The 26,305-nt window shown below is 61.1% G+C and carries 27 protein-coding genes; 15 read left to right on the top strand and 12 right to left on the bottom strand.

Annotation, left to right across the window (positions count from 1 at the left end; genetic code table 11):
• Window positions 1-53: 53 nt before the first annotated feature.
• Window positions 54-758, bottom strand: a complete 705-nt coding sequence (locus FFM81_RS15640; protein ID WP_128399546.1) for a TetR/AcrR family transcriptional regulator — start codon at window positions 756-758, stop codon at window positions 54-56.
• A gap of 293 nt (window positions 759-1,051) precedes the next feature.
• Between FFM81_RS15640 and FFM81_RS15635 the strand changes: the two genes are divergently transcribed.
• Window positions 1,052-1,540: a RidA family protein gene (locus FFM81_RS15635; RefSeq protein ID WP_138385172.1), complete on the top strand. Its 489-nt coding sequence runs from the start codon at window positions 1,052-1,054 to the stop codon at window positions 1,538-1,540.
• Window positions 1,541-1,825: 285 nt separating this feature from the next.
• Window positions 1,826-2,182, top strand: a complete 357-nt coding sequence (locus FFM81_RS15630) for a hypothetical protein (protein ID WP_080687555.1) — start codon at window positions 1,826-1,828, stop codon at window positions 2,180-2,182.
• A gap of 115 nt (window positions 2,183-2,297) precedes the next feature.
• Here FFM81_RS15630 and FFM81_RS15625 read toward each other — a convergent pair whose 3' ends face one another.
• The gene (locus tag FFM81_RS15625) at window positions 2,298-2,642 is read right to left on the bottom strand and encodes an ArsR/SmtB family transcription factor (protein ID WP_003569620.1); all 345 of its coding nucleotides are present in this window, start codon (window positions 2,640-2,642) and stop codon (window positions 2,298-2,300) included.
• Between the two features lie 107 nt (window positions 2,643-2,749).
• On the opposite strand from FFM81_RS15625, the gene FFM81_RS15620 reads away from it, so the two are divergent.
• Window positions 2,750-3,496, top strand: coding sequence for a glucose 1-dehydrogenase (locus FFM81_RS15620; RefSeq protein ID WP_003569619.1), 747 nt, complete (start codon window positions 2,750-2,752; stop codon window positions 3,494-3,496).
• A gap of 290 nt (window positions 3,497-3,786) precedes the next feature.
• On the opposite strand, the gene FFM81_RS15615 is transcribed toward FFM81_RS15620, so the two are convergent.
• From FFM81_RS15615 to FFM81_RS15605, 3 genes are all read right to left on the bottom strand, one after another.
• Window positions 3,787-4,896: a sulfite oxidase gene (locus FFM81_RS15615; protein WP_138385173.1), complete on the bottom strand. Its 1,110-nt coding sequence runs from the start codon at window positions 4,894-4,896 to the stop codon at window positions 3,787-3,789.
• A 617-nt stretch (window positions 4,897-5,513) separates the two neighbouring features.
• Window positions 5,514-6,806, bottom strand: coding sequence for a mechanosensitive ion channel family protein (locus FFM81_RS15610; protein ID WP_025415595.1), 1,293 nt, complete (start codon window positions 6,804-6,806; stop codon window positions 5,514-5,516).
• Between the two features lie 239 nt (window positions 6,807-7,045).
• Window positions 7,046-8,752, bottom strand: coding sequence for an adenylate/guanylate cyclase domain-containing protein (locus FFM81_RS15605; RefSeq protein WP_138385175.1), 1,707 nt, complete (start codon window positions 8,750-8,752; stop codon window positions 7,046-7,048).
• Window positions 8,753-9,264: 512 nt separating this feature from the next.
• Between FFM81_RS15605 and FFM81_RS15600 the strand changes: the two genes are divergently transcribed.
• Window positions 9,265-11,226, top strand: coding sequence for an elongation factor G (locus tag FFM81_RS15600; RefSeq protein WP_138385176.1), 1,962 nt, complete (start codon window positions 9,265-9,267; stop codon window positions 11,224-11,226).
• A 119-nt stretch (window positions 11,227-11,345) separates the two neighbouring features.
• Here FFM81_RS15600 and FFM81_RS15595 read toward each other — a convergent pair whose 3' ends face one another.
• Complete coding sequence (locus FFM81_RS15595) at window positions 11,346-12,413, bottom strand: cyclic nucleotide-gated ion channel (protein ID WP_138385177.1); 1,068 nt, start codon at window positions 12,411-12,413, stop codon at window positions 11,346-11,348.
• A gap of 300 nt (window positions 12,414-12,713) precedes the next feature.
• On the opposite strand from FFM81_RS15595, the gene FFM81_RS15590 reads away from it, so the two are divergent.
• Complete coding sequence (locus FFM81_RS15590) at window positions 12,714-13,094, top strand: hypothetical protein (RefSeq protein ID WP_003569613.1); 381 nt, start codon at window positions 12,714-12,716, stop codon at window positions 13,092-13,094.
• Between the two features lie 135 nt (window positions 13,095-13,229).
• Here the strand turns inward: FFM81_RS15590 and FFM81_RS32760 are convergent, their stop codons facing one another.
• Entirely contained in the window at window positions 13,230-13,430 is a 201-nt protein-coding gene (locus FFM81_RS32760) for a hypothetical protein (protein ID WP_025415599.1), read from the bottom strand.
• Window positions 13,431-13,646: 216 nt separating this feature from the next.
• Between FFM81_RS32760 and FFM81_RS15580 the strand changes: the two genes are divergently transcribed.
• A complete protein-coding gene (locus FFM81_RS15580) occupies window positions 13,647-13,997 on the top strand; it encodes an AraC family ligand binding domain-containing protein (RefSeq protein ID WP_138385178.1) in 351 nt (116 codons plus the stop codon).
• A 112-nt stretch (window positions 13,998-14,109) separates the two neighbouring features.
• On the opposite strand, the gene FFM81_RS15575 is transcribed toward FFM81_RS15580, so the two are convergent.
• The 4 genes from FFM81_RS15575 to FFM81_RS15560 all read right to left on the bottom strand — a co-directional run bounded on the left by FFM81_RS15575 (window position 14,110) and on the right by FFM81_RS15560 (window position 16,537).
• Window positions 14,110-14,922, bottom strand: a complete 813-nt coding sequence (locus FFM81_RS15575) for an alpha/beta hydrolase (protein WP_138385179.1) — start codon at window positions 14,920-14,922, stop codon at window positions 14,110-14,112.
• A 200-nt stretch (window positions 14,923-15,122) separates the two neighbouring features.
• Window positions 15,123-15,743 (bottom strand): glutathione S-transferase family protein, encoded by a 621-nt coding sequence (locus tag FFM81_RS15570; protein ID WP_173883790.1) that lies wholly within the window; start codon window positions 15,741-15,743, stop codon window positions 15,123-15,125.
• On the bottom strand, window positions 15,736-16,212 hold the full coding sequence (locus FFM81_RS15565) for an SRPBCC family protein (protein ID WP_003569609.1): 477 nt from the start codon (window positions 16,210-16,212) through the stop codon (window positions 15,736-15,738). The genes FFM81_RS15570 and FFM81_RS15565 overlap by 8 nt, the downstream gene beginning before the upstream one ends.
• On the bottom strand, window positions 16,205-16,537 hold the full coding sequence (locus tag FFM81_RS15560; protein ID WP_003569608.1) for an ArsR/SmtB family transcription factor: 333 nt from the start codon (window positions 16,535-16,537) through the stop codon (window positions 16,205-16,207). Before FFM81_RS15560 ends, FFM81_RS15565 begins: the two co-directional genes overlap by 8 nt.
• 252 nt (window positions 16,538-16,789) lie before the next feature.
• Between FFM81_RS15560 and FFM81_RS15555 the strand changes: the two genes are divergently transcribed.
• Window positions 16,790-17,137, top strand: coding sequence for a hypothetical protein (locus tag FFM81_RS15555; RefSeq protein WP_138385180.1), 348 nt, complete (start codon window positions 16,790-16,792; stop codon window positions 17,135-17,137).
• Window positions 17,138-17,274: 137 nt separating this feature from the next.
• The gene (locus FFM81_RS15550) at window positions 17,275-17,808 is read left to right on the top strand and encodes a YidB family protein (protein ID WP_138385181.1); all 534 of its coding nucleotides are present in this window, start codon (window positions 17,275-17,277) and stop codon (window positions 17,806-17,808) included.
• Window positions 17,809-17,997: 189 nt separating this feature from the next.
• Here FFM81_RS15550 and FFM81_RS15545 read toward each other — a convergent pair whose 3' ends face one another.
• The gene (locus FFM81_RS15545) at window positions 17,998-18,867 is read right to left on the bottom strand and encodes a dienelactone hydrolase family protein (protein WP_425504972.1); all 870 of its coding nucleotides are present in this window, start codon (window positions 18,865-18,867) and stop codon (window positions 17,998-18,000) included.
• 159 nt (window positions 18,868-19,026) lie between these two features.
• Here FFM81_RS15545 and FFM81_RS32755 point away from each other — a divergent pair, with 159 nt between their 5' ends.
• The 7 genes from FFM81_RS32755 to FFM81_RS15510 all read left to right on the top strand — a co-directional run bounded on the left by FFM81_RS32755 (window position 19,027) and on the right by FFM81_RS15510 (window position 26,299).
• Window positions 19,027-19,581: a hypothetical protein gene (locus tag FFM81_RS32755; protein WP_246401113.1), complete on the top strand. Its 555-nt coding sequence runs from the start codon at window positions 19,027-19,029 to the stop codon at window positions 19,579-19,581.
• Between the two features lie 917 nt (window positions 19,582-20,498).
• Complete coding sequence (locus FFM81_RS15535) at window positions 20,499-20,735, top strand: spike base protein, RCAP_Rcc01079 family (protein ID WP_128398695.1); 237 nt, start codon at window positions 20,499-20,501, stop codon at window positions 20,733-20,735.
• Between the two features lie 17 nt (window positions 20,736-20,752).
• The gene (locus tag FFM81_RS15530) at window positions 20,753-21,223 is read left to right on the top strand and encodes a terminase small subunit-like protein (RefSeq protein ID WP_128398694.1); all 471 of its coding nucleotides are present in this window, start codon (window positions 20,753-20,755) and stop codon (window positions 21,221-21,223) included.
• Complete coding sequence (locus FFM81_RS15525) at window positions 21,189-22,760, top strand: terminase large subunit (protein WP_138385183.1); 1,572 nt, start codon at window positions 21,189-21,191, stop codon at window positions 22,758-22,760. The genes FFM81_RS15530 and FFM81_RS15525 overlap by 35 nt, the downstream gene beginning before the upstream one ends.
• On the top strand, window positions 22,760-24,862 hold the full coding sequence (locus FFM81_RS15520; RefSeq protein ID WP_138385184.1) for a hypothetical protein: 2,103 nt from the start codon (window positions 22,760-22,762) through the stop codon (window positions 24,860-24,862). The genes FFM81_RS15525 and FFM81_RS15520 overlap by 1 nt, the downstream gene beginning before the upstream one ends.
• A 21-nt stretch (window positions 24,863-24,883) precedes the next feature.
• On the top strand, window positions 24,884-25,195 hold the full coding sequence (locus FFM81_RS15515; RefSeq protein WP_138385185.1) for a hypothetical protein: 312 nt from the start codon (window positions 24,884-24,886) through the stop codon (window positions 25,193-25,195).
• A 72-nt stretch (window positions 25,196-25,267) separates the two neighbouring features.
• Window positions 25,268-26,299, top strand: coding sequence for a hypothetical protein (locus FFM81_RS15510; protein WP_138385186.1), 1,032 nt, complete (start codon window positions 25,268-25,270; stop codon window positions 26,297-26,299).
• Window positions 26,300-26,305: the final 6 nt, after the last annotated feature.

The following is a 26,305-nucleotide window of genomic DNA, read 5'->3' as shown; positions in this document are numbered from 1 at the left end:
TGCAACGCCGAGGTAACGAAACAAAGCACTTTCCTTCCCACATTTTCCAGGCGCTACGAATTATATTGTTTGGGAACGAGGCCATCGAGCAGGAAGTCGAGGCCTTTGTTGAAGGCGCCCTCCCAGTCATTGTCCAGCAGCAGCCGGGAGCGTTCGATTGTGGGGTAGTGTTGGCTGAGACCGCTGAGGCGCTGCTGCGCGGCGGCTCTGTCGGCGTCCGAAAGCTCGAAGCTTGCCCGGGTGGTGGTGGCGCCGATCACATAGTTCCAGAGCGACCAGATCGCGACATTCAGGTCGGCGTCCGCCACGCCGGCTCTGGACAGGGTGCTGCTCAGCAGTTCCAGGCGAAAGAGGATGTTGGGGCCGAGCGCCCGGCGCGGCAGCAGTGCTGCCGACCAGGGATGGCGCAGCATGCCGGCGCGCCAGTCTTTCAGCATATGAACGACGTCTCCGCGCCAGTCGCCAGCCTCACCCAATGGCGCCGGGCCGCGATATGCGAGCACCGCATCGAGCGCCAGATCGAAGACCTCCTCCTTGTTGCCGACGTGCCAATAGAGGCTCATCGCACCCGCGCCGAGCCGATCGGCCAGCCGGCGCATCTTCAATCCGTCCAGCCCTTCGGCATCCAGCAGTTCGACCGCGGTCGCCACGATCCGTTCCAGCGAGAGGGGCTGTTCACTGCGCGGCTCCGGCCCGGATGGAGGAGAGACGTTACGTTCAGACCGCTTGCTCTGTCCGCCGCTGCGTTTGGCTGCCATGCATTTTCCCCAAGCCCGGCGCATCAAATTTGATGCCACCGGCTTTCGGCCCTTGTTTCGTGCATGTCGTTAACCCGGAACGTTGCAGTTCCGAGCGACATGCATTCGCTGATCGAGAGCGTCGATTTAAGCCGACAATGCGTTGAATGTCGATCCTGACGGATGACTCGTACAACGTACGATGCAAGTTAATCGTACGTTGTACGAGTCATCTCGTATTGGCGACAGATCAACGTTCAATCGTGCAGACGGCGGCGAGGTGGCCCGCCGTCCTCAACGCCCAAGAGAAAATCATGTCACGCGCAATCAAGCACCTGCTCATTGGAGGGCTCATCATCATGACCACTGGAATTCCGGCTGCGGCGACAGCCAACGCGAGCGATCCCAAGCTTCAGATCGTCAATCCGAAAAACCTCTACGACCCCACGCCGAACGGCTACAGCACGGCCGTGATCGTGCCGCGGCAAGGCCGGCTGGCCTATATCTCCGGTCAGGGCGGACAGGACGGCACCGGGGCCTTGTCGCCCGATTTCGCCGTCCAGGTGAAGCAGGCCTACGCCAATTTGCGCACCGCCCTCGATGCGCTGGGCGCGAGGCCAGACCAGGTCGCCAAACTGACGGTCTTCGTCGTCGATCACGATATGTCGAAGCTTCAAGTGTTGACCGAGAACGTCAAGGAGATGTTCGGCGCAGCGCTGCCGGCGCAGACTTTGATCCCGGTTCCCAAGCTGGCGATCGACCCGATGCTGTTCGAGGTCGAAGCCGTCGTCGTTTTGGACTAGCGCTGGGACAGGCGCAGCACTTGATCAGGCTGGAACGGTTTGCGGAAGCGTAGACCGCTCCCAGCCGGAAGTTTGATTTCACTTCCACGCAGCCGCGCTGTATCCTGATCCATTGCCGTGATGCGTGGCGGCACATGGAGAGGCGGGTCGAACATCGGCCTGGCTCTTCAGGCGCAGGTTAGTAGCAAAAACAACCAATCGAGGTATCGAAAAGATCGCGCGTTTTGGAAATCAGTGCGCAACCTCGCGGCGTTTTTCGAGGGGCTGCCTCTAAGGAGGTATGCAATGACACTCGCCACATCAGCAGTACGCCTGATCACACTTGGGGCGATCTCCGTCTGCACTATCGTTCGAACCGACGCCCATGAAGCAAAGAGCGGCTGGACCTATCCTCCGGCGTGCTGCAGAGCTCAGGGTCTGGTTGGAGATTGCCAGGCCATTCCCACTCAGGGCATCAGTCGGGGGCCTCGCGGCTTTTCCGTCTTCCTGCATCCGGGGGACCACTACCTCGCGACACAGCCACACCTGTTCTTCATCCCGTATGGGGACGAAATCCCCTCCGGAGATGGCCGGTATCATATCTGCCTGCATCCGACGGAAAACGACGTAAACTGCTTCTTCTCGCCGCCTGACAGCTCCTGACCAGCTTTGCAAGCGGGGCCGGCTACTGGCGCTGGCTCTGATGCAAGCTCGCCCTTGTTTACGCGCCCGATCGACAAACCGCTTCGCACTTTTCCTGGCATTGCTCCGGTGGCCGTCAACCCACCTTCGGCTGCCCGGGGATCTGCGCGTAAGCCAGCAGAATGGCCTTGATCAGGCCCGGGAAACGTTCGTCCAGCTCGGCGCAGCGGGTTTGATTGTGCATCTCGATCCCCTGGCGCTCGCTGAGGATCAGCCCGGATTCGCGCAGCACCTTGAAATGGTTCGACAGCGATGACTTCGGGATGACGCGGTCGCCGAGCTGGGCAAGCGCCGAACAGGTGCCGCCACCGGAAGCGCCGGCAAGCTGCGCGTAGATCGCAACGCGCTCCGGATCCGAAAGCGCATAGAGGATCGCTTCGGGCCGGATGTCATCAAGGGCTGGGTGAAACAGCGGTCTCATGAATTTTATATAGCGTCCCTTGACATTAAGATCAACAGTTCCGAATTTCTGAACTACGGAACAGGACCGCCAATTCCGGCGGCAGTCCGGATCAGAAGGATTGAGATATGGCTAAGCTCACGGGAAAGGTCGCTGTGGTCACGGGCGCCTCCAAAGGCATCGGCGCTGCGATCGCCAAGGCATTCGCAGCCGAGGGTGCGCAAGTGGTGGTGAATTACGCTTCGAGCAAGGCCGGAGCAGACGCCGTGGTTGCGGCGATCGGGGCGGCCGGCGGCAAGGCGATCGCGGTGCAGGGCGATGTTTCCAAATCCGAACAGGCGAAGGGCGTGGTCGATGCCGCGGTCAAGGAATTCGGCAAGCTCGACGTGCTCGTCAACAACTCCGGCGTCTATGAATTCGCCCCGATCGGCGAGGTGACCGAGGAGCATTATCGCCGCATGTTCGACGTCAATGTTCTCGGCGTTCTCCTGACCACCCAGGCGGCGGCCAAGCATCTCGGCGAGGGCGGCAGCGTCATCAACATCTCCTCGGTGGTCACCAGCCTGGGCTTGCCGGCATCGGCCGTCTACACCGGCACCAAGGGCGCCGTCGAGGGCATCAACAGCGTGCTTGCCAAGGAGCTCGGCCCGCGCAAGATCCGCGTCAACGCCATTCTGCCGGGCATGGTCGAGACCGAAGGCACCCACACGGCCGGCGTCATCGGCTCGGATTTGCAGCAGACCATAGTCGCCCAGACGCCGCTCGGCCGCATCGGCCAGCCGGACGATATCGCCGACGTCGCGGTCTTCCTCGCCTCCGACGATGCCCGCTGGCTGACCGGCGAACGCCTGGTCGCGAGCGGCGGTTTCCGCTGAGATGTAAGTGAAAAGCGCGCGCTGCTTGAGCGCGCGCATATTCGGACACCGGTCCACCCACCCTCCGTCGTCCTCGGGCTTGCCCCGAGGACCCACGCCCGGTCTCCTCGGTTGTGACCATGGATTCCAGGCTCAAGGCCTGGAATGACGGAAAATGAGGGTGCGTTTCCGCCCAACTCGCCGGCGGCGCGGCGCCTCGCAAATCGCGACGATTATCGGCTTTGGCATGACGCAGTGACAACGCGGGTTGCAGTTGTGCCAAGAGCCGCCATTCCGCCCCATGCCGGTGATCAGATCACGAATTCCTCCTCGTATGTCTGTGGCTCCGGAACGACCGTAACCTCCACCGGAATGATCCAATTGGCCGCGTAGCTCTCGCAATCGGAACGCTGGAGGTCGGGCTGCTCGCGCCCCGCCCCATCGATCGCGCGACATCGCAGTGTATATCGCCCCACTTCTTCAGGGGTCCACATGCACTCCCACAAGCGCCATGCAAAGGGACGTTCTGTTTCGATAAGCCTTCCCTCGCGCCAGCCCCTGCCATCCCCGGTGCAGACCTGCACCTGCCGGATAGGAGCCTCTCCGCTCCAGGCGGCACCGAAAATCCGGTACGGTTGGCCGACGCTGAGATGCGCCCCCTGTACGGGACGCGCGATCTGCGCTTTGACCTCCATCTCCGCAAGGGGGACCAGCGTGGGTTCCCCGAGGCTGCGCTCCCAACGGAAATAGTCGCGCGCCTGCCAGTAGCCAAGGAACGGTTGTTCCACAACCGTGATATCAGTGATCCACTTGACCCAAGCCATGCCGAACCAGCCACCCACGACCGCGCGGAGCGGGTAGCCGTGATCGCGCGTCAACGGCGCGTCGTTCATCGAATGGGCAAGGATCGTGCTGTCAGCGATGGCCTTCTCAAGCGGCAAACTGCGCGCAAAAGCGATGGGGCCGGGAGAAGCCGTTTTCTTGTTCGAGTCGACGATGCCGCTGTCGGCGCCTGCGAGCAGAACCTCACATGCGGTTCGCTTGACGCCCGCCATTTCCAAAATCTCGCGCAGAAGAACACCTGTCCACGCGGCATTGCCGACGGCTCCGTTCTGCCACTGCAACCCCTCCCTCGGCGGCTCATAGTAGACGCGCCCGTTCCCTGCGCACTCGACGACGGCGGTGAGAGTCGTGCTCCGCATCGCCTTGATGCTGTCGAGGTCAAGTTCGATCGGCCGCTCCACCGCCCCGCCAACGCGCAATCTCCAGTCTCGCGCATCGAGGTTCGGCGACGGGAAATGGTTTCGCACGAAAAACTGCTCGGTTGGGATCAGCCAATCGGAAAGCGACGCAAACGGAAACTCGATATTCGGTGGGGATTTCTGTCGAACGATTAGACTGGGTTGCTGTGGTATCGGCATCTTCCTCGTCTTCCCTTTGAAGAGCACAACGTCGGCTCTCGGTCGCGCGAATTCCGGTACGATCACACCGCCCCTCGCAGCGCGTCTGTCGCATCCCGTCTTCAGGCGCATCCTAGAGCCTTTCCGGGTTAGATTGAATCATTCTGTTGGCTCAAACGGAGTCGGATGATCGACCGGCCGGCGCGCGTCGTAGCAAAGCTCTACGGCCAAGCCGGCCGGTCGATCAGCCGGCTCGTTTCAGCCAACCCTCCCGCAGATTTGCATTGGCAAATCTGCAAGACTCACGAAACGCCGGACGCACTTATCGCTTCGCTATGCGAAGCGGTGCGGCCGGTAGGCCGGGCATCTCTAGCCAGGATCAAAGGCGATCGGCTCGGAGTACCTTGGGGTATGCCCATCGCCAATCGCCTTTGCCCTGACGAAAACCTGCTCCGGCAGAATGCTTCAATCTAACCCGGAAAGGCTCTAGCACATACCGCACGTCCTCGGATCGAGCTCGTACGGCAGCAAAAGCGGCCGATCTCAGACCTCGGCGGCAAGAATTCTGATGCCCGCTTTTCGTGTTGGGTGTCCCGGATCAGCAGGCGATTGTCCTTGGCGGGCACTGGGGCAACAGATCATTCCGGTTGTTTGATCTCGATAGGGCTTTTCATGATGATTTCATGATGCGGGAACGGGATAGAGACACCAGCTTTCTTGAAGGCATCCCACAGCGCCATCAGGACTTGCCCACGAACATTTGTCAGCCCGTTCGCTGGATCCGAGATCCAGAAGCGAAGCCGAAAGTCGAGCGACGACGCGCCAAAGCCGGTCAGCCAGCAGACGGGCGGTTTATACTGATTTGCGACCCGGGGCACCGTCGATGCCGTCGCAATGGCGATCCTCACGACTTGATGGGGATCGCTGTCATAGGACGTTCCGAAGTCGACGTCTATTCGTACATAATCACTCGAGAACGACCAGTTGACCACCTGCTGCGATATAAAGTCTTCGTTCGGAATGAGGTACTCCTTGCCATCGCGGGTGATCACGGAAACAAACCGCGAGCGCAGGTCACGGATCGACCCGAACGTGTCGCCAAGTGTGATCGTGTCACCCGGTTTGATCGACTTGTCGATCAAGATGATAATGCCGGATATGAAGTTTGATACCACTTTTTGAAGGCCGAAGCCGATTCCGACGCCGACTGCGCCCGAGAAAATGGTCAGCGCCGTGAGGTCGACCCCGGTCGCCGACAACGCGATGGCTCCCGCGAATATGATCAGGCTGATCTTGATGAATTTGCTGATCAGCACCTTGATGGAAGGCGACAAATCGGCCGACTGCTGAACCCAGTGGGAAAGCATATTGCCAATGAGGACGGCTATCCAGATCAAGGCGATCGCCAACGCGAGGGCTTTGAGCACAAGCAGAAGTGAGAGTCTCACCGCACCTAGATTAATCGCGAGCCCGTCAAGCGCAGATAGAACCGGGCCGTCAAGACCGACCGCATAAAGAGCGATATAGCTCCAACTGGCGATCGCGACGGCGCGTGACAGGGTAGGGTTGCGGATGATTTTGGTCAGGACGGAGATGACGAACCATGCTGCTGCCAGCGTCAGGGCCGTGGACACAAGCCAGCGTTGTGAGGGCCAAGTGCTCTTGCTCAACACGACGTTTGCGAGCCACAACCACCCCACAAGGAAAAGCCACATCATCCGGCGCATGGGAGCAATGATGACCCGAAGCAGGTCTGGATTGCCCTTGATCTGGCGCGCCTTTGCCTCCATCGCAGGCTCTGTGCGTGACGCAAGCAGGGACGCAAAACCGTAGCCGGCGATGATGATCGCAAGCTGAAAGAACGTCCATTCGTTCAGAATGAATGTCGTCAGCCACTGCTCGGCGATGTCGGTCATCTGCCTGATATTCATGATGATGATCCGATGAATGTCAGCTAGATAAAACTATCGCATGAGTTTAATTCATTTGCAGGCAACAAGCACCAGCGTTCCTCAGAAGACTCAATGATTTACTATGACCTCAGCGTCGGAGAGATGGGCGCGTATTGCCGTTTCGACCGATAGCGCTGTGACAGAGATCGCAGAAATGCGCCGCCAGCGCATATCCGTTGATCAAGTCCTCGAACGCGTCGGGATTGCCCCGCCCGCTGTCACGTCTCCGGCAGGCCAGCCTTTCGGAAGCCGTCGACAAAGTGGTCTCGTACAGATGCATCGCGTAGCGGCTGGGAGCTGAGCCAATGGCCGATCGTGAAATGAGGGTGGGCGATCAGGAACAATTCTGCTTCCCGCCGTGCCTCCTCACGGTGGCCCAACTGCGCAAGCGCAGCAGCCAGGAATTTGCGTGAGTTGGTACGATACGTGTCTTTCCTGCGCAGTGTGGCGGTTGCCGCCTCATAGTCACGCGCAGCATATTGCGCCTGCCCAAGATGACACAGGTACCAACAGGCTGGATAGGGATTGAGCCGCAGAGCTTTTTCGATCTGCGCCAGTCCGTCGGCAATCCTGCCGTCCAGCACTGTTATGTCCGACATGGCGGCCCAGGTGTCGGCGTGGTTGGGGTCCAGTTCCAGGGCCCTGGCGAAGGCGGCCTCCGATTCCTCCCATCGCCGCTCATAAGCCAAAATGGTCCCCAGAACATAACGGCAGCCGGCATCGTTGGAATCCAGGTCGACCGCTTTCTGCGCCGATGTCGTCGCCATCTTCCGGTTGGGATCTTCGGGCTCGCCGAAATGAGTCCAGGCCAGCCAACGGTTATAGGCGAGCAGGCCGAGCGCCTCGGCATATGATGGTTCGAGCTTGACCGCGCGCTGGAGCAGCATATAGGCCTCACGCTCGGTTTGCGGCGACTCTTCCGTCAGCAGGCGGGCGCGCACACACAGATCGTAGGCCTCGAAGTTCTTCGGCCGATTGCGCGGCGTCGGGATGGTCAGCCGGCCGACGAGGGCTTCAACAATCTTGGCGTTAACTTCATCCTGTAATTCGAAAACATCTTCCACCGTCCGGTCAAATCGCTCGGCCCACAAGTGCCCTCCGCCAAGCGCGTCGACCAATTGGGCATTGATGCGGACACGGCCCATTGCCCGTCTGGCGCTCCCCTCAAGGACGTAGCGGACGCCGAGTTCCTGGGCGACCAACTTTACGTTGACCGGCTTGCCCTTGTAGCCGTAGACGGAATTGCGCGCGATGACGAACAGGCCAGCCGTACGGGAAAGGTCGGTGATCAGGTCTTCGGTCAAGCCGTCGACGAAAGGCGCGTCCGCTTCATCCCCACTCATATTCGTGAACGGCAATACGGCGATCGAGGGATTTTCCGGCAGCGGCAATATGCTCTGCAGCGCATCCGGCCAATGCCACACGTGGACCGGGCGGGTCAGGTTCTTCAGGTAGCGTTCGCCTGCATCGAAGAACCGCTCGTCGATCTTGCCGAGGATCTCGCCGTGAACGCCGCCTGAAATGCAGATGCCTCCCGGCGCGGCCTGTCTCTCGAGGCGCGCCGCGACATTGACCCCGTCACCGAGGACGTCTGAACCCTCGTCAATGACATCTCCCAGATTGACGCCTATACGCAAAAGCAGGCGCCGGTCTTCGGAAGCCTCGACAGCAGCGGTGGCCCGTTGCATTTCCAACGCTGCTGCGACCGCTTCCACGGCGCTGCCGAATTCGATCAGGAAGCCGTCGCCCATGACCTTGAAGATGCGACCTTTGTGGCGCATCACAGCCGGCTCGATGATGCCGGAACGGAGTTCCCTGAGGTTATCAAGCGTTGCGACTTCATCTGCCTCCATCAGGCGTGAATATCCCACCACATCGGCAACGACGATGGCGGCAAGGCGACGCTGAAGAGATTGATCCGTCATGTGAGGACAAGCCTAACGACCAAATTAGCAAGTTATTGTTCAACCGCGGGTGAGTCAACAAATGGTAAAGAGTTAATGTCCAGCGGTTCTTGAACGTCTGGTGATGGGCGGTGAACGGCTGGTCGCAAGCGGCGGTTTCCGCTGAGGAGAGTGAAAAGCGCGCGCTTCCTCCCACCCTCCGTCGTCCTCGGGCTTGACCCGAGGACCCACTCCGGCGTCTTCGGCTGCGGCCATGGATTCCAGGCTCAAGGCCTGGAATGACGGAGGTTGAGGGTGCGTTTCCGCCCCAAGCTGGCGCGGCAGCCCGCAAGTTCACGCCCAACGACTTGTGGGAGTAGCTTCAGAGTCTCTGGATGGATCGTTTTGGATGCGTCTGTAGCCCCGCTGGCAATTCGAGAACAGCTCCTGCGTCCGTCAAGCGTTCTCGAACTGAACCCCTCTGGCGCCTTGCAGCGGTTCAGGGCATCCTATGATGGCTGAAAATTGTTTTAATGGCAGTTGGAGGAATGCCGATGCGCTGCTTTACCGTGCTTGGACCCTCGCAGACCGGAAAATCGACAGTCGTGGAAAAGCTCGGCTCCCTGGAGGGGGCGCCGAGAAAATCCAGGTCCCCTTATGGATTGAACCTCACAGAATTCACCTTTGGAAACGAGGCGTGGTGTGCGCTGGATGCGCCGGGACCCAACGAAGCGTTGGCGCATGCACAGCACGCGCTCCTTGCCAGCGACGCCTGCATCCTGTGCGTTTCGTCGGCACCCGAGGAGGCTGTGCTCGCCGCGCCCTATCTGCGGATCGTCGAAGCCTCGGGGACGCCGTGCATCCTCTTCGTCAACCGAATGGACGAACCGAGGGGGCGGCTGAGGGACGTGATCGCCGCGCTTCAGGACTACGCCAACCACACGCTTTTGCTGCGCCAGATCCCGATCCGCGAGGGAGACAGGATCGTCGGCAGTTGCGACCTGATTTCGGAACGGGCCTGGCGCTACCGGGAAGGCCAGACCTCGGCGCTGATCGCAATCCCCGAAAACGCCGCCGAGCGCGAGCACGAAGCGCGCAGCGAGCTTCTGGAACACCTGTCCGAATTCGATGACTGGCTTCTCGAGGAACTGGTCGAAGATCGCGAGCCGGCCAGCGACGCCCTCTACGCCATTTCATCGCGGGTTCTCCGGGAAAACAGGATTATTCCAGTCCTGATCGGTGCCGCGAGTCACGGCAACGGCATGATGAGGCTGATGAAGGCGCTGCGCCACGAGGCGCCGCCGGTAGAGATTCTCAGACAGCGCCTGGCTCGTGCGGGCAGTGTCGAGGAAGACAAGCTGACCGCCGTGAGCTTCCATGCCTATCATCGTCAGAATATCGGCAAGACGGTGCTGGTGCGGGCGTTTGGCGACGGACTGCGGCAAGGCGCATCACTGGGCGGCTCCAGCCTCGGCGCCGTGCAGGATCCCGCAAACGGACGCTCCAGCTCGGCGATCACGCCTGCACCGGGGGATGTCTTCGCAACCGTCAAGTCCGACCACTTGCCCGTCCCGTCGCTGTTGACATCAGGCGCGACGGTCGCCCCGCCCGAATGGACCGAGCCACCGACGCCGATGCTGGAAAGGATCCTAGTCCCGGGCAGCGAACGCGATGAAAACAAGCTCTCCGAAACGCTGGCAAAACTTTCCGAGACGGATCGCGGTCTCGTCGTTTTGCAGGAGGAAGGCACGGGCGCCCAGCTCGTCCGCGCCCAGGGCCCGGTCCATCTGCGCGATCTCTGCCGGACCCTGTCCGAGGTCTTCCACATCGAGGTCACCGATCGAACACCCAGCCCGATCTACCGCGAGACAATCGCCAAGCCCTCCGAGGTTCACTACCGGCATCGCAAACAGACCGGCGGTGCCGGGCAATTCGCGGATGTGAAGCTGAGCATTCACCCCAACGAGCGCGGCCGGGGCTTCACCTTCAGCGAAACCGTCAAGGGTGGCGTCGTTCCGCGCAACTACATCCCTGCCGTCGAAGCAGGCGCGCGCGAAGCGATGGAGAAAGGGCCGCTCGGATTCGAGGTCATCGATGTCGGGGTAACGCTGTTCGACGGTCAACACCATGCCGTCGACAGTTCGGAACACGCCTTCAGGACTGCGTCGAAAATGGGAGTGCGACAGGCGCTTTCCGAAGGGGCGGCCGTTTTAATGCAACCGGTCTTCCGTAGCGAAATTCATATTCCGTCGATCTATTCCGGCAGCCTCGTCCAGATCGTCTCCGCTCTCAAGGGTCAGGTTCTCGGCTTCGACCGGGATGAAACCGCCAAGGGATGGGACATCTTCCGGGCCCTTGTTCCAGGCGGCGCACTTGACGATCTGGCGCGGGCGCTGCGCTCGGCGACGCAGGGCATTGGCTACTTTTCCAAGACCTTCGATCACTTCGAGGAGCTATACGGCAAGGAAGCGGACGCCATCGTGAGGGCACACGAGGGACAAGGCGTCGCACACTGAAACGTAGCCGCTGGATGGGGCCGAGCGGGCACTGCTCGGATCCTCGAACTATCTCGGGTGCCGCAACGCGGTCGATCTCGACCACCGGCTGCGGCAATGCCGCGGCCATCGGGCCTGGATTATTCCTTCGGCGGCCCGCCGCGGCGCTCCAGCGCCGTCTTGCGGATGGTCTCTGCGATCTCCGGACTACTGCTCGACAACATCTGGAAATCCACGGCGTAGAGCGACAGCAGCGATACCTCGGTTGCTGCGCTGACCGTCGCCGAGCGCGGTTCGCCGCTGATCAGCGCCATCTCGCCAAAGAAGTTTCCGGAACCGAGTTCCACTGGATGGTCGGGTGTGGCCACGGTGACCCGCCCCTCCACAATGAAGAACATCTGATCGCCAACATCGCCCTTTCGGCAGATCACGGCACCTGCGGGGACAATGCGCGGTCGCAACGCCCGAACGATCTCGATCAGTGCAGCGGAGCCAAGCTTCTGGAACAGGGGTACGGCAGCGACCAATTGCCAGTTGCGAACGAAGTCTTGGCGGCGAACCTCTTCGTAGAAGCCGGTGGCGAGGATGCCGGCCCAAAGTGCAAAAATACCGATCCCGCTCATCATCACCAATCCGGCCAGAACTCGACCTGCAAGGCTCTGCGGGATCTCGTCACCGTAGCCGGTCGTCGACAGTGTCACGACCGCCCACCACATCGCCTGCGGAATGCTGCCGAACCTATCGGGCTGGACGTCTCGCTCGATGATATAACCGGCCAACGCAGCGCCAAAAAGGACGATGCCGAACACCGATGTCACGCCAATCAGATTGCGCGATTCATTCGCGACCACCTTTGCCAGCAGCCTGAAGAAGGTCGAGTCACGCAACGGCTTGAGAAGCCAAATGGCGCAATAGAGGTTTCGATCACGGGACCCAACGAACAAGAATGCAGCAGCCGGAACCAGAACGGCGAGCAAATCGATCACGAGGGCCGGGATCCCGCCCGACAAGCGGTGTCGCCGTGAAAGCAATGTGCCGCTCAATTGCAGGACATAGGCCAGCCAAATTGCCGCAAGTAGCAACTCAAAGACAAGCCTCTCCTGTCCAGTAAGGCCCTGCGTCGTCAGGGCGGCAACGACCAAGAGACCGATTGGAGCGAACAGCGCGTTGAGCGGCGTCGAAATCTTTGAGAAAGGCACTGCCGCCATTACAGACTCCCAACCGCCCGGCATTCGTCGACAATAGATACCTTCGGGCCACACGCAAGGGAACGGGGGACTCGATGGCGTTGTTGACGGCGTCGATGTCGCCTCAACGCATTGATTTCGTGGGAGCGGTGACTTGTTTCTTCAGGATCGCTGGTTCGAGTCCGCTTAAGAGCAGCAATATCACCGCTTTGCGCCACAAGCGGACATGGCTGGGTTGCAGCATTCACCACAGTCAGGCCACCATTTGCTTTTGGTCTCGCCGCTCTACCTCAATCGACAGAGGCAGTGGAGGAAGTAGCAGTGCGTAAGCCGATCATATTATTTGCCTTTGGCGCGTTCGCCTTGCCCGCAAATGCGATGGCGCAGTCGCCTGAGCTCGAGAATACCTGCAAATCCGTGGCAAAGAGCTTCTTCATGGCCGATCAGCTCGCTATCGGCACCGTGCAATCCTTTCCCGAGTTGAAGCCGCCGGGTGTTCGCATGTCGTATTCGACGCGGCAGGGAACGGCGCCGGCCGAAATGACCGACATATTCGAATGCGAGTTCGACAAGGCGGACAAGCCGCACAATCTGGTGCGCTTCTGCGTGTCAAGCACGTGCTATTCACCGAACGTCGATGACGGCGACCGCAAGCGTCGCTTTGACGAAATGCGCATTCTTCTCAACCGCGCTGAAAAATAGGATGGCGCCGTGCTCGGCCTGATGCCGATCATACCGGCCCATGCGCCGGCGCTTGCACCAGCCGGACTTTGGGCATTGTCGCGGCTGTGCAATCGATATTCGGATTGCAGGATCGGGCTATTTTGTCGGCGCTATTCAGAGCCTGCGAGCTTCCAGCCGCCGTTTGTCGCGCCCGACATATTCGGAGCCCAGCTTTGTCAGACGGAATTGTCGTTTCTGAAATTCCCCGCGGATCAAGATGAAGCCTTGCTCTTCGGCTTCGCTCAATGTCTTCAGGCTTGTGCCTTTCGGGGGAGACTGCCAATCCACGCCAACGGCGCTGTGCAGCAAGACCATTATCTTGATTATTGTGCTTCTCCATGGTCGATGCCGACAGCCGTGCCGCCGTCCGGTAAAAGCCATTGATTTAAAATAGTTATTTGGCTGGTCCGGAGTTTCGCAAGAGCTGTTTTATAAGAGCTCCAATAGGCCTGGTCAATTCGATCGCTGATACCAGCGACTTGGCGCGGGATATCTCCGCGCTACCTCCCGCCGCGGCAATGGAGGATGACGATGAAAATGCAGAAACTCACGATCGCCGACGCCTCGTTGGAGCGTTCACCAGGCCAGCATGCCGACATTTCCGTCGGCAATCTCGTTGACGAGCGGCATGGCGGGCCGGTCACGATCGGTTACGGGCGCTACGCCCCCGGCCAGAGCTTGACCGAAACGATGGCGGTTGACGACGTCATGATCGTTCTCGAAGGACGGCTCTCGGTTTCGACAGAGGCGGGAACGGTGAGCGCCGGGCCGGGCGAGATCGTCTATATGCCGAAGGGCGAGACCGTGACGATCCGCTCGCATGAGGAGGGCGCAGTCACGGCCTATGTCACCTATCCCCACTGGCGCCCGGCGCACCCTTGAACGGCCGGCTGAGGCCCCGTATTAGGCTCTCTCAAGCTTTGCGGCGGCTGCCTAGTCGGCCGTTCCTTGCCTCGCCATATCACCTGGAAACCGCTCCCGCCCGTGATGGGATCTAGGGCCGGTTTCCTTGCAGCGCTTCCACGAAACGGATGACGTCACCGACCATGCCATCATTGAAGATATCGTTGTGGCCGATACCGTCATAGATCACCATCCGCTTGGGCTCGGGTGCGATCTCGTACAGCGCCTGCCCTGAAGACAGAGGGATGCTGTCATCAAGCCGGCCGTGGAGGAACAACTTCGGTTGTCTGACCTCGCCTATGTTGAGGTCCGAGCGGAAGGGATCCTTGAGAAGAATTTGAGCCGGGAGGAACGGATAGCGCGCCTGCGCAACCGACAGAACCGACAGGTACGGCGACACGAGAATGACGCCTGCGGCCGGCCTCTTCGCGGCCGTGTTCACGGCAACGCCGGTGCCAAGTGACCGGCCGAGCACGACTATCTTGCTTCCGGTGTGTGCCGATAGCCAGTCGTAGGCGGCGATGCCATCCGTCAGCAGGCCCTGCTCGCTGGGGGAGCCGGCCGATCCGGGATAGCCGCGATAGGAGATCGCCAGCAATCCAATCCTGCGCGCCGCCAGCGCCTGTGCGAGAAACGCGTAATTGTCGACGCGGTCACCGTTTCCGAAAAAGAGGAGCAGGCAGGGCTTGTCGCTGTCGCCCTTGAGGTACAGTCCCTGAAGCATCTCGCCGTCGGGCGTCTTGATGTGGACCGACTCGCCCCAGCTTGGGTGGTCCGGAGCAGCTGTGGCGCCGGCTCCGGGATAAAGCAGGGCTCGCTGTGAGAAATAGACCAGAGCCACGACCGCCATGTAGGCGATGGCCGCCATCAGCGGCAAGATCAGCAAGTACTTTGTGGTGCTCACGACAGAATGTACCCGCCGGTTTGGCAATGCCCAGGGCGCTTTGCAGCAACGCGGCCTATTACGGCGTGGTGTGCTCGGCATAGTGGCAATATAGGCACAAATCGTTCCCGCGGAGAAGAGGTCGGGAGACGACGATGTCCTCAGCGAAAACCTCGGCGGTTACGCATTTCAAACCGGCAATAGCCCTTCGCGCGTGCCTCTCAGGCTGGGAAAGGGTTTCGCCACGCATCCAGTTCCTCAAGCCGTCCGTACCATTTTTGGATATGCGGGAATTCGGCGAGTGGGATGTCGGCAGCGGATGCGTAAGGAAGTGCAGCTGCCAATGCGAAATCCGCAACGGTCAGTGTCTTGCCGACGGCGACGCTATTGGCGGCCAGATAACCGTCGAGCACACGACCATGGAGCCGAAAACTCGTCTTGGCATCTTCGATCACCGCGACGTCGGGCTCCCCGCCGAACAACGGCTTGATCAAGGTTTCAAACCATAGTGTTGCCCCGTGCCGGGTGAAATGACTGGCATCCCAGCTCAACCAGCGCAGCACGTCGATCTGCCGGTGGTCATGCGGCCAGAAATCCGCTGCGACCGTGTCGGACAGCCTGCACATGATGGCGTTCGCTTCCCATAAGGTTCCGGCATCATCCTGCAGCACCGGGACTTTGCCGTTCGGGTTCAGCGCCAGGAATTTTGCGGTGCGCTGTTCTCCGCTGGCCAGGTCCACCCTGATGAACTCGACGTCGGCTTGAAGAAAACGCGCGGCGGCGCAGGCCTTCCGCGGATTGAGCGTCTCGCAATAATAGAGCTTCATCGCCGCCTCACGCATGGTTCGTCCCTTCGGAAGTTTCCAGAAAAGTGCTCAATCGCTCAAAGCTTTGCGACCAACCGGATTCATGACCCTCCAGTGAGGATGCGCTGGCAAATCCGCTCTGCCGAAACGTCATTTCCGTGCCTCCATCGCTTTCCCTGAAGGTGATGGTGACGACCGTTTCGGGGCTGGTTTCGCCGGTTGCGGTCTCCCAGGCATGGGTGAAGACAAGCCTGTGCGGCGGCTCGACCTCCAGATATTTGCCGCCGACCCAGTGCTCTTCCCCATCCGGGGCGATCAGGCAGGCGCGGTGTCTACCGCCGGGCCAGGCTTCAAGTTTATCGCCCACCGCCTTGAATCCGTGAGGACCGCACCATTGCGCCAAGGCTTTCGGGTCGGTCCATGCCCTGAAAACCAGATCGCATGGGGCATCGAACCTTCGGACAAGCAGCAGCTCGCGGGGGTTGTCGGTGTCTGTATTAGTCATTTTCGGTTCCCTGTAGCTTGGACAGATAGTCATCGAGACGATCAAAGCTTTGATCCCAGAAGCGTCTGTAATCGGCGATCCAGTCAGCAATGGTCTTCAGCGCGGCCGGCTCGAGGATCCGGGGACGCGAATTCGCTTCCCGGCCGGAGCGGATCAACCCGGCCTGTTCCAGGACCTTCAGATGCTTTGAGATGGCGGGCTGAGACAGTTCGAAGGGATCGGCGAGTTCGGCCACCGTCGCCTTGCCGTTCGCAAGGCGCGCGAGAATGGCTCTCCTCGTGGGATCGGAAAGCGCGGAGAAAATCGCATCGAGCCTGTCGTCCATACATCACCATCTGGCTATATAGCCTAATGGTTATATTGTGAGCAGCCAAATGTCAAAGGCAATTGTGCGATAGGAGCCTCGAAGACGGAGGCGGGGGCTGTGGCGCCAGCCCCATCCTTCGAGACGCGTCGAGTCTGTTTTATGTAACTTCGTTCTCACAAATCGGCGCCGGCTCCTCTTCCCCTCCAAGGAACAAAATCCGCAGGACGAGGTTGGTCTTGCGATAAGGCACGAAAACCATGGGAGGAACTCATGCGGAAATCTCTTCAGTTTATCCTGATCGGCCTGGCCGGCATCACCGGCTTGACGATCTCGCCAACGATCGCGGCGGCGCAGGATATGGAACTGCGCATCGGCCCCGGGGGGGTCGGCGTCTACGATCGCGATCGTGACCGTGACCGTTACCGTTATGACGGATATGAGCGCCGCGGCCCGCGCGGCTGCGATCCGGGCGATGCGCTCGATATTGCCCGCGGCGAAGGACTTCGCCGGGCGCAGGTCGTCCGCATGTCGCCGCGCAGCATCGTCGTCCAGGGGATGACGCGCCGGGGACCGGAGCGGATGGTCTTTGCCAACCGGCGCGGTTGCCCGGAAATCTGACCCGCCCATGAGCAGCAAGGTAGACGGCCGGGCCTTTAAACGCCCGGCGCGGAACCTTTGGCGGCGTCGGACATTGCTGCCCAGGCAGCGCTCTGCACGGGTCGGCTGCAGTCTTTGAACCATGGGAGGATTTCATCATGATGAGCGGTCAATTGAAGGCGCTTCTCGCCGTTCTTGCCGTTGCCGGCTACCAGAACAGAGACAAGATCGGGGAGCTCCTGCGCGGCATTCAAAACCCCCAGCAGGCCGGTCCCGCAGGCCAGCAGCCGGGTGGGCTTGGCGGCATTCTCGGTGGACTCGCCGGCTCCGGTGGTCTTGGGGGACTGCTCGGCGGGCTGACCTCCGGCGGGATCGTCAGCGGCGGACTCGGCGATCTCCTCAAAACCTTTCAGCAGAACGGCCATGGCGACACGATCGACTCATGGGTCAAACCCGGCCAGAATGCCGACATCAATGACGGCCAGCTCGCCGAAGCCCTCGGCCCCGATGTTCTCAACGAGATCGCCAGAAATACCGGCCTCTCGCGTGAGGAAATCCTCGGCCGGCTGAGCCGCGAGCTTCCGAAGGCCGTCGACGATTTGACCCCGGAGGGGAAGGTGCCCACCGAGGAAGAGGCGTTTTTGAGTTCGGCGAGCCAGGCGACCAGCTCGGGCCGACCGAGCAGTTTCTAGTCTTGGGATAAAACGCATAGGTCGCAGCACTTGCGGCAGGCTTTACTCCATCCGCCGTCTTCCCAGGGCTTGCCCGAGGATCCAATGCCGGCTCCATCGGCCGGGGCATGGATTCCAGGCTCAAGGCCTGGAATGACGGAGGGTGGGGATGCTGTCGTGCCGAACTCTGCCGGTGCTCGATCTCCGTAGTCACCGGCTTCCGTTCGCGAGGTATTTTCGCAGGAAGATGTAAACGCTGCGGATCGACTTTTCTGCGGCGTCGGGATTGTATTTTTCGATATGGCCCAACACCTTCCTTCCCACGGTGAACTCCGGGGCATCGAAATCATGGTAAGTGCCCTTGTAGATCGTGAGCTCGATCGGCGGGCTGTCGTCACTCAGCCGGGCAAGCCTCTTGCGGCAGCGTTCGGCCGGGCTCCAATTGTCTCGGTCGCCGGTCAAGATCAGGATCGGTACCGTCGCATCGCCCTGGCTTGCCGCGCACACCGGATAGTAGGCGACCGCCGCCTTGAACTTGCGGTCCATCAGCTGTTCGTTGCCTTCGATTTTCGTTCCCTCCAGCGTCGCGGTGCCGCCGGCCGAAAAGCCCATCAGGGCGACGCGCCTGATATCGACAAAGCCTTGTTGCGATAGGAAATTCAAAGCGCCGTAGGCGTCGAAGACGCGATCGGGCAGAGGGCTTTGACAGGTGTCCCGGATGTTACGGGTTGTGAAGCTGTCGACCACCAGCACCGCGTAACCCCATCGGACCAGCCGCTGCGGCCAAAGCTCTTTGATGCTCAAACGCAGGCCGTCGCAGCCATGCAGGATGACGACGGCCGGGAAGGGGCCGTCACTCTCCGGGCGGGACAAATATCCGAGCAGCGGCATGCCTTGCGGTTGAGAAAGAATTTCTCCTTGTTCGGCAGCCTTGCGGATTCGAAATGGGCTGAGCTTGACGGGCACGCTTTCGAACCGCACCAATTCATCGGCATCGGCCGGGTTTCCCGCAAGCGTGACGCCGAGAAACGCGGCAAGGCAAAGAAAGAGTCCCGAGACGGTTTTCACAGTCTCCTCCACCTGTGATCGACAGCCTGGTGACAGTATATTCTTCGCTCACGCTGGATGGTATCGCTTATCGCCTTAATCCAGGCATGAACGCGCTTGGTTTTTCCGATTTCAGGGAAGGGGCGTCGTCTTGCCTTCTCCGGCATAAGTCCTAAGGTGCCGGCGGGTTCGATGGCGATGGTTTGGGGTGGTCAAGTGCGTTTTCTGGCAGCGTTGGTGATTGCGATCCTGATGAGTGGGGATGGGGTGGCCGCGTGCCCCCTCAATGACACCTTGAAGCTTTGCGTGCTGAATGGTCAAAACCTGGCTGCCCTGCAAAGCGGAATTGATAGAAGCGATTGGACCGTCGACAAGCCTTCTCCCGTCGTCAATCCGACTCCTGAGCCTCGAACCGGCGGCGGGACCTACGAGATGCCGAATGGGCTGCAGTTCCACTTCCGTTTTCAGGAATATCGAAGCCTATTCTCTGCTACCTGCGAGCTCAATTATTTCGGCGTCCTGGCGGACGATCGTTCGGAGGATTTGCGCTGTTCGAGCGCCGAGTTCGAAGCCTTCGAAGCGGGCCTTTCGGCAGCCTCGGTGGGTTTAGTAACGACGGACCGCAAGGAAAGTGGGACGGCCTATCTGATCGAAGGCCAGAACACGTGGATGAAGGTCGTCGTTGTCGGCAAGCGGAACGACCTGTTGAACACCTGGGTCGAGACGTCAGTCCTGACGCGGCGGTAGGATAAGCGCGCGGGTCAGCCTTGATCACCCTACCATTGTGATTTGCCACGAACTCACCTCTTGCTCCGTCATCGCCTTCGAATTGCTCGTGTCAGGGGGCGTGGATTCCAGGCTCAAGGCCTGGAATGACGGAGGTGGAGGGGAACTTCCGCATATCGCTGCCGGCTCGGAAATCGATCGAAGTTAGCGCTTGATCACCCCCCGCCAGATCATTTAGGACTACCGTAAATCCAAGCTGCGAAATTTGAATTCAAAGGTGTGTCGATCAAGTCGGTGCTGCCCTTCGAACGGATGCGCTGTTCGCCAAGGCTTGCGAACAGGGGCTTGCGAACAGTCAGCGTCCCAGCTGCCACCGCAGATTTGCCAAAGTGCTCACCCCTTGCTCCGTCCTCCCAGGGCTTGACCCTGGGATCCATGTCCGCTGCTGGTGGGTCAAGGTGGATCCTCGGGTCAAGCCCGAGGAGGACGGAGGGTGGGTCTGCGTTTTGCCAAATCCCCCGTCGGTGCGGGGAGAGTAATTAGCGCATCGTCGACCCGGCTCGATTTTGAACTGGTGGGAGAGCCATAATCAGTTCTTGATCACCCCCCGGGACATCAGTTATCACTACCGTAAATCCAAGCTGCGAAATTTGAATCCCGAGGTGATGTCGACGGTCGAGTCGGCGCCGCCCTTCGAACTTGTTCACTGTTCGCCAGGTCTTGCGAATAGGGGCAGTCAGCGTTCGTGCTGCCACCGCAGATTTGCCACGGAGCTTACCCCTTGCTCCGTCTTCCCAGGGCTTGACCCTGGGATTCACCTTGGCCTCATTGGCGGCGGGCATGGATCCTCGGCTCAAGGCCGAGGAGGACGGAGGCGGGGGCAGCGGCGCCTGACGGCTGCGTCGGCAGGACATCCACCCCTCACAAGGAGAACTGCAATGGACCCTTCGATTGCTCCGGCCTCGCGGGCCGCGGTGGTGACGCCGAATGACAGTGCGATTGTCGGGGCGCGGGCGCTCTATATCGGCACGGCGGGCGATGTGGCGATTGCGCCGCGGCGCGACGTGGATCCGGTCGTCTTCAAGAGTGTGCCGGCCGGGACGATCCTGCCGGTGCATGCGGCGATCGTGGCGCTGACCGGGACGACGGCATCCAACATCATTGCGCTGTTCTGAGCTTTTCAGAAGCAACCATGGCCAGACCGACCAAGTTCACCCAGGCGCTGGCGGAAAAGATCTGCGAGCGCATCGCCGACCGGGAAAGCCTGCGGTCGATCTGCCGGGATGAGGATATGCCGGCGAAATCGACCGTGCTCTCCTGGCTTGCCGATGAAAGCAAGGCGGCGTTTCGGGCGCGTTATGCGCTGGCCCGCGAGATCCTCGCCGACGGCTTCGTCGACGAACTGGTCGAGATTGCCGACGACCGCAGCAATGACTGGATCGAAAAGAAGAATGCTAGCGGCGAAACCACCGGCTGGCAGGAAAATGGCGAGGCGATCCGGCGCTCGCAACTGCGCATCGCCACGCGGCAATGGGTCGCCGAGAAGCTGAAGCCGAAGAAATATGGCGCCAAGGTCGAGCCCGAACAGGGCGTGAGCGGCGAAGTCTCGCAATTGCTGGAAGATATCAATGGCAAAACCCGCGGACTTCCAAACGGCGGTTGACCAGTTTTCCGACTGGCGCTGGCGGCTGAACAACCTCTACTGGATCACCGACAAAGCCGGCCGGCGCGTCAGGTTCGAGATGAACTTGATGCAAATGACCTTCTTCGAGCAGATGCATTATCTGAATGTGCTGCTGAAGGCCCGCCAGCTCGGCCTCACCACCTTCATCCAGATCTTCATGCTCGATGCCTGCGTCTTCAACCGGGATATCAGGGCCGGCACCATCGCCCATACGCTCGGCGACGTGCAGACGATCTTCCGCGACAAGATCAAATATCCCTATGACAATCTGCCCGAAGGCATTCGCAACGCCGTGCCCGTCATCAGGACCAACCAGACCGAACTGCTGCTCGCCAACAATTCAAGCATCCGGGTCGGCACCTCGCTGCGCTCGGGAACGCTGCAATATCTGCATATTTCCGAATATGGAAAGCTCTGCGCCAAATATCCCGAGAAGGCGAGGGAGGTCCGCACCGGTGCCTTGAACACGGTGCAGGCCGGCCAGCTGGTCTTCGTCGAAAGCACGGCGGAGGGCCAGGACGGGCATTTTTATTCGCTCTGCGAGGATGGCCAGGTCAAGCAGCGCCAGGCGGCGAAGCTGACCGAACTGGACTTCAAGTTTCACTTCTTCCCCTGGTGGAAGGAGCCGCAATATGCGATCGCGGCCGATGGCGTCATCCTCAGCGACGCTTTCGTTAAATATTTCCGCCAGCTTGGCGAACAAGGGATCACGCTGACGGACGGGCAGAAGGCCTGGTACGTCAAGAAGGCCGAAACCCAGCTCGGCGACATGAAGCGCGAATATCCCTCGACGCCAGATGAAGCCTTCGAGGCGAGCGTCGAGGGCGCCTATTATGCCGATCAGATGGCGGTGGCCGACGCCGAGGAGCGCATCGGGGTTTTCCCGCATGTCGCGGGTTATCCGGTTCACACCATCTCCGATATCGGCATGGACGATGCCAACAGCGTCTGGCTGTTTCAGGTGCTGCCCGGCCGGGTCCGGATGATCGGCTATTTCGAGCATACCGGCACCGGCATGGACGGCATGCTCGACGAGCTGGCGCGGCGCGCCGAAGAGCACGGCTATGTCTACGGCGTGCACAACATGCCGCATGACATCAAGGTCAGGGAATGGACGCGCGGCGGCATGACCCGCATCGAGATCATGCTGAAAGAGGTGAGGGCCCGCGGTCTCGGCACGGTGCGCAAGGTCGAGCGCGCCTATGTCCACGACCGCATCAACGGCACGCGGCGCATTCTGGCAAAGGTCGAGTTCGACCAGGCCGGCTGCATCGAGGGCATCAAGTGCCTGAGGAACTACCGCAAGGATTGGGACGAGGATCTCGGCGTCTTCCGCGACGAGCCGCTGCACAACTGGGCCTCGCACGGCGCCGATGCTTTCGGCGGCCTCGCAATCATTTTCACCGGTCTGGCGCCCGAACCTCTGCGGCAGGAACGTAAGCCGCTGCCGACCTTCCAGACGATGACCTTCAACGATTTTGCCGATTCCACCCCGAGACAGAGCGAGCGTGTTTGATGGAAGACGAGATAACGGCTCTAGAGGGCGGAGAGCGCTGGGACCCGGCAAAGGTCGGCGCCCACTGGCAGCAGGAGCTCGAGCGCGCCCAGCGCTATTTCAAATCCTGGCATGACCGCTGCGTCAAGATCGAGAAGATCTATCTCGACCAGCAGTCGGACCAGACGAGCGCGGCCAAACGCCGCTTTCCGATGCTCTGGGCCAATACCTCGGTGCTGCAGCCGGCCGTCTATGCCCGTGTGCCGCAGCCGGTGGTCGAGCGCCGCTTCAAGGATGCTGAGCCGGTGGCGCGCATCGCCTCGGAACTCGTCGAGCGCAACCTCTCCTATACAGGCGACGAGGCCGATCTGGATTCCATCATGCGGGCGGTGCGCGACGATTTCCTGCTCTGCGCCCGCGGCACGGTGTGGCTGCGTTATGAGGCCGATTTCGAGCCGCTCGACATGGGCGTCGAACCCTCGAACCCGCCGGCAGGCCAAGGTCTTGGCGCGCCTGGCGGCATCGTCGACGAGATCGGCGCCATGGGCGGTCCTCAGCCTGAGGTGATCGCCGACGAGCGTGTCTGCATCGATTATGTCCACTGGTCGGACTTCCTGCATTCGCCGGCCCGCCGCTGGAAGGATGTCACCTGGGTGGCGCGGCGCGTGCCGATGACCGATGAGGAGATGGAGAAGCGCTTCGGCACGGAGGCGATGACATCGCGCGCGGCGGAAGGTGCCGCCGGCAAAAAGGGCGAAAGCCAGGCCGAGCGCGCCGAAAACGAGGGCAAGACCCATATCTGGGAGATCTGGTGCAAGAGCGAGAACTATACCATCTGGATCGCCGACGGCGCGCCGGTGGCGCTCGAAGTTTCCGAGCCGCCGCTGGATCTCACCCATTTCTGGCCGTGCCCGCGCCCGGCCTACGGCACGATGTCGACGAGCTCGCTGATCCCGGTTCCCGACTATGTCTATTATCAGCAGCAATGCGACGAGATCGATCTCCTGACCAAGCGCATCAACAAGTTGACCGATCAGCTGCGGCTGAAGATCTTCTATCCCTCCGGCGACGGCGCGATCTCGCCGGCGATCGAAAAGGCGATGCGGCCCGAGAACGACATGGTCATGGTGCCGATCCCGGAATGGGCTGCTTTCACCGACAAGGGCGGCTCGAAGGCGATCGTGACGCTGCCGATCGACGAGGTGCAGAAGGTGATCGTCGCCTGCATGGCGGCGCGCAAGCAGCTGATCGAGGACGTCTACCAGATCACCGGCATATCGGACATCGTGCGCGGCGACACCCAGGCGTCGGAGACGGCGACGGCGCAGCGCATCAAGAGCCAATGGGGCTCGATCCGCATCCGCGACCGCCAGGCCGAGCTCGCCCGCTTTGCCCGCGACATCATCCGCCTTGCCGGCGAAATCATCTGCGACCAGTTCCAGCCGGAAACGCTGATGCAGGTCAGCGGCATCAAGCTGCCGACCATGGCCGAGAAACAGCAGATGCAGCAGATGCAGATGGCGGCGCAGCAGGCGGCCATGCGGGCTGAGCAGACCGGCCAGCCGATCCCGCAGCCGCCCGAAATGCCGCCGCAGCAGCAGCAGATGATGGGGCAGCCGACGATCGACGAGGTGGTGCAGCTCTTGCGCAACGACAGTATTCGCGGCTTCCAGATCGACATCGAAACGGATTCGACCATCGAGCCCGACGAGGACGCCGAGAAACAGCGCCGCATGGAATTCGTCCAGATGGTCGGCGGCTTCATGCAGCAGGCCGGCGCCATGGCGCAGCAGAGCCCGATGCTGGTGCCCGTGATGGTCGAGACGCTGCTCTTTGCCGCCCGCGGCTTCCGCGCCGGCCGCCAGCTGGAAAGCACGCTGGAGCAGGTCGGCGCCCAGCTCTCGCAGGCCGCCAGCGCCCCGAAGCCGGAACCGCAGCCTGCGCCAGGCGAGATGATCAAGCTGAAGACCGCTCAGGTGAAGGCCGGCGCCGAACAGCGCAAGGCCGAGCTTGGCGTGGCGCAAGCCGAGATCGAGCACCGGGCCACGGTGGAAAAGGCGCGCGGCGAGATGGCGGCGCAGGCGATCGATCAGATGCGCTCTGCGCAATCCCTCTACCAATAGACTGCCGGGAGCAAAAAAAGCATGAGAGAACGCTATTGCCGCGTCTGCGGCGGCTGGCACGCGCTCGACCGATGGCCGCACAGTTGCATGCCGGCGCAAAACCCCGCGCAGTCCGATCTGCCGGCGCCGCATTTCGTCAGCGACAGCATCGATATCAGGTCGATGCATGACGGCCGGCACTACACCTCGAAAGCCAAGTTGCGTTCCGAGTACCGCGCGGCCGGCGTGGAAGAAATCGGCAATGAGAAGCCCCGGCCGATCGAAAGACCGAAGACGGATCGCAACGAGATCCGCAAGGAGCTGCGGCGGGTTTACGCCGAATACAACGCCTGACGCATGTCGCGGGATTACGACATGCACAACGCCTGAACCGGGCATCAATCCCCGACATAGGAAAATCTCTCAATGGATATGGAAGACCTCAACGAGGCCGGCAACGGCAGCGAAGATTTTGGTGCGTTCGACGACAAGCCCGTCAGCATCCGCGACAGCCTGAAGGCGGCGATCGACACCGTTGAAGGCAGTGGACCGGGCGATACCGCCGGCCAGCCGCGCGACGGCGAAAATGGCCGCTTCCTCGCCAAGGGACAGGAGCACAAGGGGCAGGAACAAGCCGCCGCCCAGCAGACATCGCAGGCTGAGAACCGCGGGCAGGGCGTCGAACAGCCTGCCGTCGGCGGCAGCCGGGTTCCGCCCGGCTGGTCGGCGGAGGCCAAGGCGCAATTCACAAGCCTTCCCGGCGAAGTGCAGGCGGCGATCGCCAAGCGCGAACAGGAGGTCGATAACGGCTTCCGCGTGCTGCAGGATTACAGGGGCCTCGAGGAATTCACGCCGCTGATCCGTCAGGCCGGCATGACCCATGCCGATGTCATGCGCCGGGCGATCGACTGGGAAAAGGCGCTGATCCGCGATCCCGTCAACACCGTTCTTCACGTCGCCAAGGTGGCCGGGGTCAATCTTCACGCCCTGGTCAACGGTCAGACGGGGGAGACCCTGCAGCGCAATGCGCAGCAGATACAGCCACAGCCTCGATCCATCAATGTCGAGGCCACGGTCGAACACGTTCTGCGGAAAAGGGACACCGAAACTCAAGTCGATGCCTTCCTTTCCGACCCGGCAAACGCGCATGCCGAAGATGTGCTTGACGATATGGTCGCCCTTATCAATGCCGGGCGGGCATCATCGCTTCAGGACGCCTACGACGCCGCATGCTGGATGCGCCCGGACATTCGCCGCCAGTTGATCAGCCAGACTGCGCAGCCGGTCCACCAACACCAAGCCCAGAGGGCCGCAGCGGCAGATCAAGCCCGCCGCGCCTCGCGATCCATCTCTGGCTCCTCCGCACCGGGCCCGACCCGCGACGCGGCAAGAGGCCAGCCCACCTCCATCCGGGACTCGCTGCGCGACGCCATGCGTTTTTCGCGCGGCCAAGTCTGATCAAAG

Source organism: Rhizobium hidalgonense (assembly GCF_005862185.2).
Taxonomy (GTDB): domain Bacteria; phylum Pseudomonadota; class Alphaproteobacteria; order Rhizobiales; family Rhizobiaceae; genus Rhizobium; species Rhizobium hidalgonense.
Note: the sequence above shows the minus strand (reverse complement) of the source record. Positions and strands in the feature narration are given on the sequence as shown.